This window comes from Fructilactobacillus sp. X2R5C3, assembly GCF_059901325.1.
In genome coordinates, this window is the sequence record NZ_JBWXUY010000001.1 from 209,356 (window position 1) to 222,567 (window position 13,212).

A 13,212-nucleotide genomic window follows, 5' to 3' on the forward strand; every position below is an offset into this window, starting at 1 on the left:
AAGAAGTGCTTTTGGTTTATTTAAATAGGTAGATGATGATGGTGCCAATCATGTACGTCAAAATGTATAACATAACGATCAGTGAAACGTTTTTAACGATGACGTTATAAATTTCTCCCTTGTTTTGATTGAAGTTAAACACTTTGACTTTGGTCCAAACGTAAGGATAAATTAGAATGGTCAGTAGGGCAAAGTAGGGAACAATGCCGACTGCCAAAGAAAGAATTGGAATGACGATGATTGAGAGCCAGTAGACCCAGTCAAACACCCTAATGGCGTTCTTTTTCCCGATGTAGTCGACTAGTGTATGACGGTTATTACCAATGTCTTGTTCGAGGTCACACGTGTCGTTTGCGAGTTGAATGATGAAGAAGAGGATAAACGGTAATAGCGTCACCAAAAAGGCGTCCAGCACACTCATAAGGGTGAAGTTCCATCGGTGGATGCTTCCCATGTACATGTAAATGAGTGGGACAAAGAACGGAATTAACGTGGCGACCGCTAACTCACAGAATGGGGTGGCGTCTAAAGGCTTTGGTCCTGCCGAGTACGCCAATCCCAATAGAAAACCAATCACACCAATTACCAGCGTGGGCCAGCCAGTAAAGTAACTGAGGATCAAACCGGCGATGATAATGAAAGCGGCAAAACCGTACAACCAGTGCCGAATCATCGTGAGACTCAGATGATTACTACCAATGGTGCTCGTACTGTGCTTGTAGTCCGTCTTGTCGGTGGCGTGTTCGTAGTCTTCGAGGTTATTCTGCATGTTTAAAAAGAGGTGCAGGGCGATGACAATCACGAAGGCACAGATGGCATACAGCCAGTTAAACGAGCCATAGTAATAATAAGAAAAACTAGCCGCAAGTATGAGCCAGGTCACGTCCAGCGGTGTTGTGTAAATCTCAGTTAGTTGATAAAAATACTTCCAGGTCATGATTTACCTCCAGTGTAAATGAATTAAAGAAAGATTTTGATGATGGTTCCGATCATGTAAGTAATGATATACAACCCCATTAACATTGTCACCCCACCAACGATTTGATGATAGACTTCTTGCTTGTTCTGGTTGGTTTGAAAAACTTTAACTTTCTTCCAGGCCAGCGGATAAGTCAAAATAATTAAATTTGAAATGATTGGGACGTATCCAAAGAAGGATAAAATTGGTATGATTAAGATTGTCAACCAGAAAACAATTGTAAATAATTTAATTGCGTCTGATGGTCCGATGTAATACACCAGGGTGTAACGGTGATTTCCGATGTCTTCTCTTAGGTCACAGGTGTTGTTGGCGAGTTGGGTGATGTAGGCAAGCACAAACAGGAACATGGTGACCAAGAAGACGTCGACGATACTATCCCAGGAAAAGTGAAAGCGATGAATGCTTCCTAGATAGACGTAAACCAGCGGGTCAAAAAACATGATGAGCATGCCGGTCGCAAGTTCACAAAATGGGGTGGAGTCCACTGGTCTCGGACCCGCCGAGTAGGCTAATCCGAGGCCAAAGCCGATGATGCCGATGATTAGCGTCGGCCAACCAGTGAGGTATGCGAGCGTGAGTCCAAGGACGGCGACAATTATCCCCATTATTACGACCCATTTCCAGATCATCCGGGTACTTAGGTGGTACTTACCAATGATACTGGTAGCGTGCTTGTAGTCGGTCACGTCGGTTGCGTGTTCGTAGTCTTCCAGGTTGTTATGTAGGTTTAAAAACAGGTGCATCAAGAACACGATGAAGAAGGCCCAGATGGCATACAACCAGTTAAAAGAACCGTAAAAGTAGTACGAAAAGCTGGCACAGAACAGTAGGATTAAGACGTCGACTGGCGTGGTGTACATCTCGGTTAGTTGATAAAAGTATTTCCACTTCATTGTTTTGCCTCCGAAAGTCATTGTTAATGTTATTATTATTAAGGATAATGCTGTTATTATAGTACCATGAAAATATCGTAAGGTTACCATAAAAAAGGAAAAGACATGAAAACAACCATTTGGAATAAATTTCCTGAAATTGAATCTGAACTGGTTCAAGTTCAATCACTCATAAGTAAAGAGATTCAGGTTCCTGAGGCCGAGTTTAAACGGGGAATCGAAGAACTAATTAATGGAAACGGCAAGATGTTAAGGGCGGCGCTCCTGTTAATCGCGGGTAACTTTGGCACGGAAGCAGTTGAGCGAGAGAAACTCCTCCAGGCCGCCGCTTCAATTGAGGTCATTCATTTGGCTTCTTTGGTTCACGATGACGTCATTGACCAATCGGACCTAAGACGGGGGGAAGATACGTTAAACGCTCAATTTGGCCAGCGCGAAGCGATCTACTTGGGTGATTACCTGTTCACGAAATACTTTGAAATGCTTTTGGACTACGCTCCGAGTTTTGATAATTTGCGTTACAACGTTGAAAGCATGAAGGACGTCTTGTTTGGCGAGTTGGCCCAAGACGAAAGTAAGTATGATTTAGACCGAAGTGAACAGGACTACTTTGATTCAATTCAGGGAAAGACGGCGGAACTCTTCAAAGTGGCAATGGGGGAGGGTGCCATCCTTTCAATGGCTGACAATAACACCGTCCAGATTGCTGAGCAGATTGGTTTGAACTTTGGGATGGCGTTTCAGATTCGAGACGACCTCCTAGACTTTGAGCCAGACGTTGAAACCGAAAAGCCCACCCTGCACGATGCCAGTGAGGGCGTGTATACCTTGCCCGTCATTGAAACTTTCAAGACCGCTGACGGTCCAAAGTTAAAAAAAATCTTAAAAAAAGACCAGCTTAAAAAAGCTGATCTAAAAGAAATTGCTAAAATTGTGAGTGACAGTGGCGGAATGAAGGCGGCGCGTCAGATTTATACGCAGTACTTAGACGACGCTTTTGACCTAATTGCGCAGTTACCACAATCTGAGAGTACCGCCGTCCTTAAAACCATCATTTCGGAATTGTTTCAGTATTCTAAATAACCGAATAATTATTTCCCAACGTCCATTGCGTACAGTTTACGATAACGGGCGTTATTTTTATACAATGCTTGCGGGTTTCCTTCCATCTTGATGACGCCGTTTTCAAGGAAGATGACCTCATTCATTTCGTCTAAGCCCTGAAGGTGATGGGTAACCCAAATCATGGTTTTGTCTTTTAAAACTCGACTAATGGTGTTAATCAGGTTATTTTCGGTAATCGGGTCCAGTCCCACCGTGGGTTCATCGAGTAGGACAATTGGATTGTCCTGCAAGAGGATGCGGGCGAGCGCAATTCGTTGCCGTTGCCCGCCAGAGAATCTGATTCCGTTTTCCTTGACGTTCGTTTCATAGCCGTCTGGTAGTGATTCAATGTAATCAGACAATCCTACGGCCTTGATGGCCCTTTTGACGTCTTCGTCAGTAGCGGTTTCGTTTCCGATTCGGACGTTGTTTAAGACCGACGTGTCAAATAGAAACGGACTCTGATCCAGCACACTGAACCACTTGTAACTGTCAGATTCAAACTTGTAGGCATCGATGTTGTTGATTAAGACGTGTCCAGTCGTTGGCGTAAGTGCTCCGGTTAAAAGCTGCAATAGGGTCGTCTTTCCAACCCCACTGGGGCCGATGATTGCTAACTTGTGGTGTTTATCAATCTTAAACGAGACGTCTTTGATGATGTCATTTGCGTCGTCCTGGTAGTGAAAAGTCACGTGATCGAGTTTAATGGAGTTAAAGTCAGCTGGGGCGGGCAGCTTTTCGTCTGAGACGTACGGTTTCCTCTCTTCGTCTGAAAGTTGATTCAAGTGGACCACCGAATCACTGTACATTGGCCACTCTTCTAAGGCTTGAGAGACCGGTACGAAGGTATCCATCAGCGGGAAGATTCCCATGACGAAGGCGGCCGCGTAGTTAACGAGTTCCTGTGACCCCTTGAAGTACAGGTTAGACCAAAGCAGGGTCCCGATGATGACGATTGCGAAGACCACTTTAATGAGAAATTCACGATTCCACTCAAATAAGTGGGTCTGATCGTTAGACTTGGCAATCTTCGGGTCGTTTTTTCTGACATGATTAAGAAAGCCCTTTTCTCGACCGGAAATCATCCAGTCCGCGATTCCAAGGGTTGAATCCGTCAGATTTTCATAAGACTGGTGGAGAAGCGACTTCTGGTATTCCTTAGAAGCCCCCCGCATGGCCTCAGAGGCAAGTGGAACAAAGAACAAGATGATGGTAAACGCAACGAACATGAAGATGGCGTAGGGCCAACTAATGATGCCTAAGGCCACAATGATGATGATACCCGTGATGTAGGCCACAAGGGTTGGAAATATGGTTCTTAGGTACAGGTTTTCAAGGTGGTCAATGTCGTCGGCTAGGACACCCAGTAAATCACCGGTCTGAAATTTCTCACTCAAAAAAAGGGCGGATGATTCCAGGGTAGTGTAGAGCCGTTTTCGAAGGGCAGACGTTACCTTTAAGACCCAGTTATGACTGTTTAGTCGCTCTAAGTACTTAAAGACCGGTCGGCCAATTCCGAAGGCCCGCGTTAAGATGACCGGGACGTAAACGATCAGGATGTTGTAGGGATGAGTGGCCGAACGACTAATTAAGTAGCCGGCAACGAACATCAATCCAATCCCACACCCAAAGGTCAAGACGCCGAGAAAGAAGACCCAGAATAACAGGACCTTGTACTTGGTCAGGTATGGTTTAATCCACGTATCGTTTTTAAGTAGTTTACGCATTGTTTCCACCTCGAATCTCACTAATCAATTGCTTGTAGGCTCCGTTTTGGTTGGATAATTCAGTTTGAGTTCCTTGTTCAACGATTTTGCCGTCTTCCATGACTAGAATGTAGTCCATTTCGTTCATCCAATGAAGTCTGTGGGTCGCAAAGATGACGAGGTGGTTTTTGAAGATCGGAACCATGGTTTGTTTTAGTTGATATTCGGTTTCAATGTCCAAATGGGCGGTTGGTTCATCTAACAGGAGAATGGTTCGATCGGTATCAAGCAAGGTTCGGGCCAGGGCAATCCGTTGGGCCTGACCACCACTAATGCCTCTCCCACCTTCACCAATCTTGGTGTTCGCCTTATCTGGGAGACTGGCAACAAACTTGGATAGTCCCGCTTTTTCGATGGCCGAGTTAATGGCGTAAGCCTTAGCATCGGGTTTATAAAAGGCGACGTTTTGGGCAATGCTTCCGGCAAAGATGTATGGATCCTGGGGGATGTAACTGATGTGCTTCTGCCATTCCGATTGAGCGAGACTGTCAATTGCTTGACCGTCAACGTTGAATGGGAGATGACCGTTTTCGTTGGTTGGAGACAGCCAGCCTCCAAGGAGGTTTAAAAGCGTGGACTTCCCTGAACCAGACCGACCCACGATTCCGATGTTAATGAATCCGTTCAGATTGAAATTGGCATCAGCGATATTGTCCTCCTTTTGGTCGTAACTGAAGTTTAAGTCACTGACCTTTAAGGTACTGTCCTTAGTCCAGTTGTGAAAGTTTGTTAGTTTAATTTTGCTGGTTGGACTTGGTAAATCCAGAATCTTGTTAATGTCAATCAGGGCATTTTTGCCGTCCAAAGTGGCATGGTAGTCATTTCCGTAATCTCTGACCGGTAAAAAGTAGTCCGGGCAGAGAATTAGGATGATTAGGGCTGGAAGCAAGGTCACCGTTCCATTAATTAATTTCACACCTAATAAAACGGCCACGATGGCAATTGACATGGTCGTAAAGAAGTCGAGGGCAAACGTCGATAGTAAGGCGACTCTTAACACGCTCATCGTGCTCTTTCGGTAATTTTCACTAACCCGATAGATGTTGTCCCCGTAAGATTTACTGAGGCCAAAGAGTTTGAGGGTCTTAAGTCCCCGCATGCTGTCGATGAAGTTATTGGACATCTCTTTAAAGCCGGAATACTGTCGGTCAGATTTAGCCTGAGCGGCGAGTCCTAGAATAATCATGAACAAGATGATTACCGGAAAGACCAGTAGCATCACGACCGCTGAGAGCCAGTTAACGAAGAAACAGTACAAAAGGATGATCCATGGAATGACCGCCAGGTTAATGGTCTTCTGCAAGATGAGGTTAAGGTAGTTTTCGACCTTATCAATCCCTTCAAGTGCTAGGGTTACCATGTGACCTGATCCGATGTTTGAGACCATGGCGGGTCCTAGTTCGAATTCTTTTTGTAGGAGTTGTTCTTTTAACTGACTACTAGCCTGACTGGCAAATTTATCGGTAATTTGATTTTCAATTCTTGTGATCAGGTATCTTAATGCGAAAGCAACAAAAAAAGATAGCACAGGTATGGTTAACGCTGCTATCTTTTTTTGTTCCCAAGTAAGCACCATTGCCTGTGAGAGAAAAAGGGCTTCTAGAATGATAGCGACCGATTGAACGACTGCTAGAATACTTAGCTTGGCAATTAATTTTTTGACCCCAGGAATTGATAGAAGTTGTTTATCAAACATGTTTTATCAATCCTTAATTTTTAATATCCAGAATTGGCATCTTCCATATCTTTAAGCGAAATGCGATGCCATTGTGAGACGTAACTCCAGGTAAAGTAGATCGCGATGAGCGGTAGGAGGATACATGCCACGATGGTCATTACAACTAACGTATATGGTGATGAAGAAGCATTTGCGATTGAAATCGTGTGAACTGGATCATTGGCACCCAATACATTAGGGAATAAACCAATAAAGATCAGGATTACTAGTAAGGCGAGGGTACTGGTACTTGCAAGATAAGCTTGTACTTCATGACCAGAGCCACTAGCAATTTGACCCCAAATAGTTGTAGCAACGATTAATGCTAATACTACTACAGTTGAGACCAAATGTGTCTCGAAAAAGTTGGTTTGGAAATATAAAGCAATCACAACTAGAATTTCCACTGGGTATGCCAACCAGTACAGGTTGGATGCCATTGCTGAGGCGTGGTATCGAATTAAGCCCGCCGTGTGCAAGGAAATGTAGTGAAGGCCTTGGTAGAGACATAAGGCAGTTACCGTGATTCCACCAAGGATTGAAAGTGGGTTAACAACGTCGAAGAAGGTGACGTAGATGTTACCCTGACCATCCATTGGCAAACTTTGAATCATGTCGGTAAAAAGCATTCCGAACAGGAAGGGGATGAAGACACTTCCGAAGAAGTTGGCCCACATCCATCGGTTTCGGCCCTTTTTGGTCTCTGCGTTTTCGGAGAATTCAAACGAGACTCCCCGAAAAATTAGAGCCACCAGGATAAAGAACAGCAGGAGATAGAATCCGGAGAACAACGAGGCGTACCACATTGGCATCGCCGCAAACATTGAACCACCAGCGGCAACCAAGAAGACTTCGTTTCCACTCCAGTGGGGTCCAATCGTTCGAAGTACCAAAGCTGCTTCGTCGTAATTACTAGCCAGCAGTCTTGTTGACATTCCGGCCCCAAAATCAGCTCCATCGAGAATTAAGAACAGTGCAAACAGTAATCCGATTAAGAAATACCATAAAAGTTGTAATAAACTCATTTCTCAAAAGCCTCCTTTGAAAATGGATCTTCGGTATCGTAGCTCTCGTGATCGCCGACACCTTCAGGCCCCTTGTAAAGTGATTTTCGTGCGTAAATAAACATGAAGACACCCAAAGTGGCAAATAAGAAGAAGTAAATAATAATGGTAAAGAGCACGGAAGCCGCCGTCGTACTTGGCGAAACCGCCTTGGCAATTGGCAGTAATCCGTAGACAACCCATGGGTCACGACCTCTTTCAGTAACCAGCCAACCACAGGTGTTAATAATGAACGGTCCAAATGTTCCAACCGTCAGCAGTAGCGTCAACCACCACTGCTTCCCAATCGTATTCTTCTTTTTCCTTGAGAACCAAAGACCACAAATGGCTAAGAAAGCTAGTGTCATTGCACCAAATACCATGATTCTAAATGAGTAGAACAAAGTGTTTACTGGTGGGTAGTAGTTCATATCTTTGCCAAACTGACTATTCCACTTCTTGTGTAATTTTGCATTAGTTTCATTCATACCAGTAACCGATCCACTTAGCTTGTGGTAGGTCAAGATGTCCATCATGTATGGAATCTCAATCTTGAAACTAGCACGGTGTTCGTTAGTATGAGCGAATTCAACGGCCGTCCAAGCAGCTGGACTTTTAACGTTTTCAAATTCACCTTCAGCAGCGGCGAATTTCATTGGTTGTTGATGGCTTAAGTAAAGCATCTGTTGGTCTCCACTAAGGAAGCTACCGCAGACAGCAATCAAACCAACGACTAAACCAATTCGCATTGATTTTCTGAAGAAGTCGGGCCACTTTTTTCTAAAGATCATCCAAGCCGATGCACCAGCAACGATGAAACCACCGGTAACACAGGCTCCGAAGATAACGTGGGGAAATTCGTACCAGAGTTGTTGGTTGGTCAGGATGGCGCTAAAACTAGTCATTAAAGCGTGTCCGGTCTTAGGGTCAATCCGGTAACCAACTGGATGTTGCATGAAACTGTTGGCTGATAGAATCCAAAGTGCTGAAATGGCTGAACCAAAGAAGACCAACCAAATCATCAGGGCGTGCCAAGCGGGTTTTAATTTGTCCCAGGTGAACATCCAAACTCCGATAAACGTTGATTCCAAGAAGAAGGCTAACAGAGCTTCGATGGCTAACGGCGCTCCGAAGATGTCACCCATAAATCTTGAGTAATCAGACCAGTTCATCCCGAACTGGAATTCTTGAATCAAACCAGTTACAACTCCGACCGCGAAACTAAGTAAGAAAATCTTACTCCAAAATCTCGTCATCGTCTTATAGACTGGTTTTTTGGTCACCGCATAGAAGGTTTCCATGATTGCAACGATCAATGCCAATCCAATTGACATTGGGACGAAGAAGAAATGGAAAATCGTGGTTTCAGCGAACTGAATCCGCGCTAGCGGCAAAACACTTAAACCTAAATTAAGCATTGTGAATAGTTCCTCCTTAAATCAATTTAACTTTCTAACATGGTCCGAATGTTTCCGAGTTCAAGTCCGTTCTTCTTGAAGATCATGTTCTTAAAGATTGGGACAATCCATCCCTTTAACTTAAAGGTCATGCCGAACATGTAAATTTCGGCAATTCCACTGTATGGGCCAAGTGAACAAACGGTTCCCATTGATTTGTAGTCGAACTTAATGGCGGGTTTACCATTTAGTTTGTTTAAGAAATCATTGACGGCAACGTCCGCTTCGTAGATGGAAATTTGACCAGTCGTTGGAAACATCCGACCGGACTTGTCATCTTTAACAGCTGAGACGTCACCAATGATGTACTGGTTAGGAAAGTCGTCTAAGCTCATGTTCGTGTTAACGGCGACCCGGTTTCGTTTCTCGTTTGGATACTGTGAATCGGGAATAACGTCAGATCCCTTTACTCCAGCGGTCCAGAAGACTAAGTGAGATGGGATGAATTTATCATCTTTACCATAGTAAGCACCATCAGCCGTAATCTTTGACACCGTGTCACCCATGATGAACTTAACGCCCTTCTTTTCAAGGAAGTGTTGCGCGTAGTCACCGAGTTTTTTGTTAAACATTGGCAAAAAGCCCGGAGCGATACAGGTAATTTTGAACTCTTCTTTTTTGAAACCATACTTTTTGGCCCATTTTGGCACCATGTGCACGAGATCCCCTAAAAGTTCGATGCCAGTAAAACCACCGCCGACCACCACGATGTTCAAGAGCTTAGCATCCTTAAACTCATCGTAGGCATCCAGGGTGGTTTGAATCTTCTTGTAGTCAGCGACTGAGTTATCAATGTCACTGATCTGAAGACCAAACTCGTCTGCACCCGGGGTGCCAAACGTTTCGGGTTCAAATCCAAGCGCATTGAACAGGTAGTCGTAACTTAAATCACCGTTGTTTTTCGTTTGGACCGTGTTATCTTTACCATTTACTTTAATAACTTCATCCTCTATGAAATGAATCTTAGGATTGATCATGTCGGTAATTCTAAACATGAGTCGTTCTGGTGCTTCATCTCCTGATGCGACCTTGTAGAGGCCGGTCGAGTCATAATGATAAGCATTTTTATTAACCAAGGTAATGTCTAGATTGGCCTTACTCTTAGCTAAAAGCTTGCAAGCCCTTAATCCAGCGAATCCACCGCCTAGTATTAAGACTTTTTTCATTATTAGGATCTCCTTTCAATACACACCTATTATTGTGTAAATCTTAACATTATTTTAACGCTAATGCTGACATTGTGTCACTCTTTTTATGAGGAAATTTTAATAAAATATTTATTGATTGATAAGAAAGGGAGATAAAATCGTTTTAGTACCGTCATTTGGGCATTAATAAGTGATGTTCCTTGCAAGTGATTTTGAGTTAGGCGATTATGAACGTAGTCTCAAAAGCAAAATAAATTTTCCGCTTATAGGAGGCAAAAAATGGCTAAAATTGACAAAATTTTAAATCAAGAGGGGATTGACCGCATTGCGATTAGTCCTTATCAAAAATATTCACGGGGTTACATGGAGCCAGGAAATCTCGGGACTGGCTATGTTACTGGCCTAAAAGTTGACGCCGGGACCCGCGAAAAGACGGACGATGGCGTCTTGGATGGAATCGTATCTTACGACCGAGCCGAGTGTAAGAACGCCTACATTGGCCAGATTAACATGATGACGGCCTCCAGCTTCACGGGCGTTCAGGGTCACATTCTGGGATATGATCTCCTGAGAAATCCAGAAGTCGATCGGGCACAACCGTTGTTTAAGGTGACCCAGTGGGATGGTTCGAAACTACCAATTTACGATGGGAAACCACTGCAGGATTCGCTGGTAGAATTCTTTGGAACGGCTGACAATCGTCGGCACTATCCAGCTCCGGGGAGTTTCATTATTTGTGCTAACAAGGGCGTGACTGCCGAACGACCAATCGAAGACCGCCCGCTAAAACCGGGTGAAAGTTACGGCGTTTGGTCCGCCATTGCCATTTCAATTGCGAAGGATCCCGTTCATAATTCCTCCATGTTCATTGAGGATGCTGGAACCTGGAACACGCCCAACGAGGACGACCTCGGCGAATTCTTGGCCAGAAGAAGAGAGGCCATCGCGCGCTCGATTGCCCAGTGTGGTCAAGATGCGGGCACTTCGTTTGCCAGTTCGTGGATTGGCTTTGCCCACGTCATGATGAAACCGGGTGAGATTGGCAACGCGATTACCGTTGGACCCTACTTTTCGATTCCAGTTGATGCGGTTCCTGGCGGTTCGATTTTGACTCCAGACGTTGACATGAACATCATGGAGAACCTGAGTTTACCAAAATGGCTTGAAAAGATGAATTACCAGTCAATTGTCGCAGACCAAAATATTCAGTATTAATGTGATAATTATTTGAGAATCCGACTTAAAGATTGAGGAACGTGACGTGGGCCTCTGACGGCTTTAACCCCATGCTTCTTTAGGACGGCCGCGTTAAATTCATTGGGATTAAATCTGGTAAGCAAATGAAGTAACATAACGTAGTGCATGATGATGTTTTTATCGTGGTAGTAGTGCGGCTGATTCACCTCGATGGCCATGCACTTATACGTGATGGCGGAAACTGGTGCCGTCACGTAGATGTAAACTAAATCGCCGATGTGAATGTGAGTGGTTTGTTTCCACATGATGGTGCCGTTTTTGGCGAAGTCTTTTTCTAAGTCAAAGTATTTCGGATTGGCGGGGATGAGCCACTTCGTTCCCGTTTTAACTGGGGCGTAGTCGAAACATTGCTGCGCAATGTTTTTTAAGATGGCAGTGTATTTTTGCCTGATGGTGCTGGCGAAGCCGCCCTCTGGGTTATCAACCCGGAAGTTAGTGTATTCGGCGCGATAATCATCGTCGATTACTTTGCCACTGACCTCGCCATTTTGCTTAACGGTAATGGTGACCGAAAAGTTGATTTGTGGGAGATGAGTGGTGTACGTTAGGACGTTGTTTTGTTTCCTAAAGCCAAAACGAATCAGTTTAGAAACGTCGGGTTTTAGATTAGTAAAGAGTTGTTCTTCGATTTTCATGACGATCTCCTTATGGTTAAAGGCGTGACAGAAAAGTCGTGACAGAAAAGTATGGATAGAAAGGATACGCAAATGCGGATTGGTTTAAATCAGTTTCATGGATTAAAAGCGGTGATTGGCTCAGAGTTTGACCAATATTTAACGGACCATTTGGCAAGAAAACGGGTCAGAGGCTTACTGGTTAATCAGGAAGATTCCGAGACGACCGTCCTGGTCACCACCGGGAACGAATTGATGATTTTTAGAAACGTGGCTGGTACTTTCTCAGACAGCCACTATTCTCAAGCCATGATTGAAAAGATGACGTTTGTAAGCGGCGTTCCAGATGGTGCCTTGAAGTTTCAGATTAATCAGTGCCAATTTGATTATCATCACATCAGATATGGTCGTGTCTACGATTTTACGCAGTCCATTTTAAAACGAAAGCTGACAGCTGCCAAATACGACCATACGATTCGTGGTGAAAGTAATTACCTCACAAACGTTGACCACGGAAAAGAAGTGGACCGCTTGCGAGTTGCCATGCAGATCGGCCAACTGAGTCAGAATGAATACGACGATTTAAACGGCTCAATTTCAAAAGCCGGAAAGTAGGGAAGTGATGAAATGAGGACGGAACGTGTTGACAGTGAGATTGAGTTACGCCTTCCTGACCAGCCAGAAGACGCAAAATTGGTCTATCAGTTAGTAAAGGGGTCACGCGCAATCCTTTCAAAGTGGTTGCCATGGGCGGATGCAATGCAATCAGTTGCCCAGGAGCAGCAATTTTTACACCAAACTCTAACCCATTATCGGGTAGGAAAGTCAGTTAACTTATTAATTATTTATCAGGATCAAATTGCCGGGATGATCAGTTTTAATTCGTTTGATCATGACCAAAAAAGCACGGAGATTGGCTATTGGCTGGGTAACCAATTTACCGAGAAGGGAATCGTTTACCGGGCGCTTAACTTCATGATTGGCTTAGGTTTTCGTGATTATCAGTTGACTCAGATCCACATTAAAGTAGCCGTTGATAATAAGCGGAGTAATCACGTTACTGAACGTGCTGGATTTCGGCTGGAACGGGTCATTACCAATGGAATTGTCATTAACGGCGTAGGCCATGACGAAAATGATTGGGTGAAAAATCCCAACGAATCTAAGGTTTGAGACACCGCACGCATTAGGTCATTTAGATACGTGATAGCGACGCATTTAAGCTGAATGT

At 44.3% G+C, this 13,212-nt stretch carries 12 protein-coding genes; 4 read left to right on the forward strand and 8 right to left on the reverse strand.

What is annotated here, in order from left to right; all coding sequences use genetic code 11:
- Positions 1-16: 16 nt before the first annotated feature.
- Complete coding sequence (locus tag AC6UDE_RS01005) at positions 17-937, reverse strand: prenyltransferase (RefSeq protein ID WP_500696337.1); 921 nt, start codon at positions 935-937, stop codon at positions 17-19.
- A gap of 23 nt (positions 938-960) precedes the next feature.
- A complete protein-coding gene (locus AC6UDE_RS01010; RefSeq protein ID WP_500696338.1) occupies positions 961-1,875 on the reverse strand; it encodes a prenyltransferase in 915 nt (304 codons plus the stop codon).
- A gap of 105 nt (positions 1,876-1,980) precedes the next feature.
- Between AC6UDE_RS01010 and AC6UDE_RS01015 the strand changes: the two genes are divergently transcribed.
- Positions 1,981-2,958 (forward strand): polyprenyl synthetase family protein, encoded by a 978-nt coding sequence (locus tag AC6UDE_RS01015; RefSeq protein WP_500696339.1) that lies wholly within the window; start codon positions 1,981-1,983, stop codon positions 2,956-2,958.
- 8 nt (positions 2,959-2,966) lie between these two features.
- Here AC6UDE_RS01015 and cydC read toward each other — a convergent pair whose 3' ends face one another.
- Genes cydC through AC6UDE_RS01040 form a run of 5 tightly spaced genes read right to left on the reverse strand, consistent with a single transcriptional unit; the run spans position 2,967 to position 10,128 of the window.
- On the reverse strand, positions 2,967-4,706 hold the full coding sequence (cydC, locus tag AC6UDE_RS01020) for a thiol reductant ABC exporter subunit CydC (RefSeq protein ID WP_500696340.1): 1,740 nt from the start codon (positions 4,704-4,706) through the stop codon (positions 2,967-2,969).
- On the reverse strand, positions 4,699-6,441 hold the full coding sequence (gene cydD, locus AC6UDE_RS01025; RefSeq protein WP_500696341.1) for a thiol reductant ABC exporter subunit CydD: 1,743 nt from the start codon (positions 6,439-6,441) through the stop codon (positions 4,699-4,701). Before cydD ends, cydC begins: the two co-directional genes overlap by 8 nt.
- 20 nt (positions 6,442-6,461) lie before the next feature.
- Entirely contained in the window at positions 6,462-7,487 is a 1,026-nt protein-coding gene (cydB, locus tag AC6UDE_RS01030) for a cytochrome d ubiquinol oxidase subunit II (protein ID WP_500693274.1), read from the reverse strand.
- On the reverse strand, positions 7,484-8,923 hold the full coding sequence (locus AC6UDE_RS01035) for a cytochrome ubiquinol oxidase subunit I (protein ID WP_500693275.1): 1,440 nt from the start codon (positions 8,921-8,923) through the stop codon (positions 7,484-7,486). Before AC6UDE_RS01035 ends, cydB begins: the two co-directional genes overlap by 4 nt.
- A 26-nt stretch (positions 8,924-8,949) precedes the next feature.
- Complete coding sequence (locus AC6UDE_RS01040) at positions 8,950-10,128, reverse strand: NAD(P)/FAD-dependent oxidoreductase (RefSeq protein WP_500696342.1); 1,179 nt, start codon at positions 10,126-10,128, stop codon at positions 8,950-8,952.
- A gap of 261 nt (positions 10,129-10,389) precedes the next feature.
- Here AC6UDE_RS01040 and hdcA point away from each other — a divergent pair, with 261 nt between their 5' ends.
- Positions 10,390-11,325, forward strand: coding sequence for a histidine decarboxylase, pyruvoyl type (hdcA, locus tag AC6UDE_RS01045; RefSeq protein WP_500693277.1), 936 nt, complete (start codon positions 10,390-10,392; stop codon positions 11,323-11,325).
- An 8-nt stretch (positions 11,326-11,333) separates the two neighbouring features.
- Here the strand turns inward: hdcA and AC6UDE_RS01050 are convergent, their stop codons facing one another.
- On the reverse strand, positions 11,334-12,002 hold the full coding sequence (locus AC6UDE_RS01050; RefSeq protein WP_500696343.1) for an MmcQ protein: 669 nt from the start codon (positions 12,000-12,002) through the stop codon (positions 11,334-11,336).
- Positions 12,003-12,053: 51 nt separating this feature from the next.
- Here AC6UDE_RS01050 and hdcB point away from each other — a divergent pair, with 51 nt between their 5' ends.
- On the forward strand, positions 12,054-12,596 hold the full coding sequence (gene hdcB, locus AC6UDE_RS01055) for a histidine decarboxylase maturation protein HdcB (protein ID WP_500696344.1): 543 nt from the start codon (positions 12,054-12,056) through the stop codon (positions 12,594-12,596).
- A 12-nt stretch (positions 12,597-12,608) separates the two neighbouring features.
- Positions 12,609-13,154 (forward strand): GNAT family N-acetyltransferase, encoded by a 546-nt coding sequence (locus AC6UDE_RS01060; protein WP_500696345.1) that lies wholly within the window; start codon positions 12,609-12,611, stop codon positions 13,152-13,154.
- Positions 13,155-13,212 lie beyond the last annotated feature (58 nt).

What these genes read in the sequence shown, in the direction of transcription:
- AC6UDE_RS01005 (WP_500696337.1), bottom strand. Translation starts at nt 937, where the DNA reads ATGACCTGGAAGTATTTTTATCAACTAACTGAGATTTACACAACACCG.
- AC6UDE_RS01010 (WP_500696338.1), bottom strand. Translation starts at nt 1,875, where the DNA reads ATGAAGTGGAAATACTTTTATCAACTAACCGAGATGTACACCACGCCA.
- AC6UDE_RS01015 (WP_500696339.1), top strand. Translation starts at nt 1,981, where the DNA reads ATGAAAACAACCATTTGGAATAAATTTCCTGAAATTGAATCTGAACTG.
- cydC (WP_500696340.1), bottom strand. Translation starts at nt 4,706, where the DNA reads ATGCGTAAACTACTTAAAAACGATACGTGGATTAAACCATACCTGACC.
- cydD (WP_500696341.1), bottom strand. Translation starts at nt 6,441, where the DNA reads ATGTTTGATAAACAACTTCTATCAATTCCTGGGGTCAAAAAATTAATT.
- cydB (WP_500693274.1), bottom strand. Translation starts at nt 7,487, where the DNA reads ATGAGTTTATTACAACTTTTATGGTATTTCTTAATCGGATTACTGTTT.
- AC6UDE_RS01035 (WP_500693275.1), bottom strand. Translation starts at nt 8,923, where the DNA reads ATGCTTAATTTAGGTTTAAGTGTTTTGCCGCTAGCGCGGATTCAGTTC.
- AC6UDE_RS01040 (WP_500696342.1), bottom strand. Translation starts at nt 10,128, where the DNA reads ATGAAAAAAGTCTTAATACTAGGCGGTGGATTCGCTGGATTAAGGGCT.
- hdcA (WP_500693277.1), top strand. Translation starts at nt 10,390, where the DNA reads ATGGCTAAAATTGACAAAATTTTAAATCAAGAGGGGATTGACCGCATT.
- AC6UDE_RS01050 (WP_500696343.1), bottom strand. Translation starts at nt 12,002, where the DNA reads ATGAAAATCGAAGAACAACTCTTTACTAATCTAAAACCCGACGTTTCT.
- hdcB (WP_500696344.1), top strand. Translation starts at nt 12,054, where the DNA reads ATGGATAGAAAGGATACGCAAATGCGGATTGGTTTAAATCAGTTTCAT.
- AC6UDE_RS01060 (WP_500696345.1), top strand. Translation starts at nt 12,609, where the DNA reads ATGAGGACGGAACGTGTTGACAGTGAGATTGAGTTACGCCTTCCTGAC.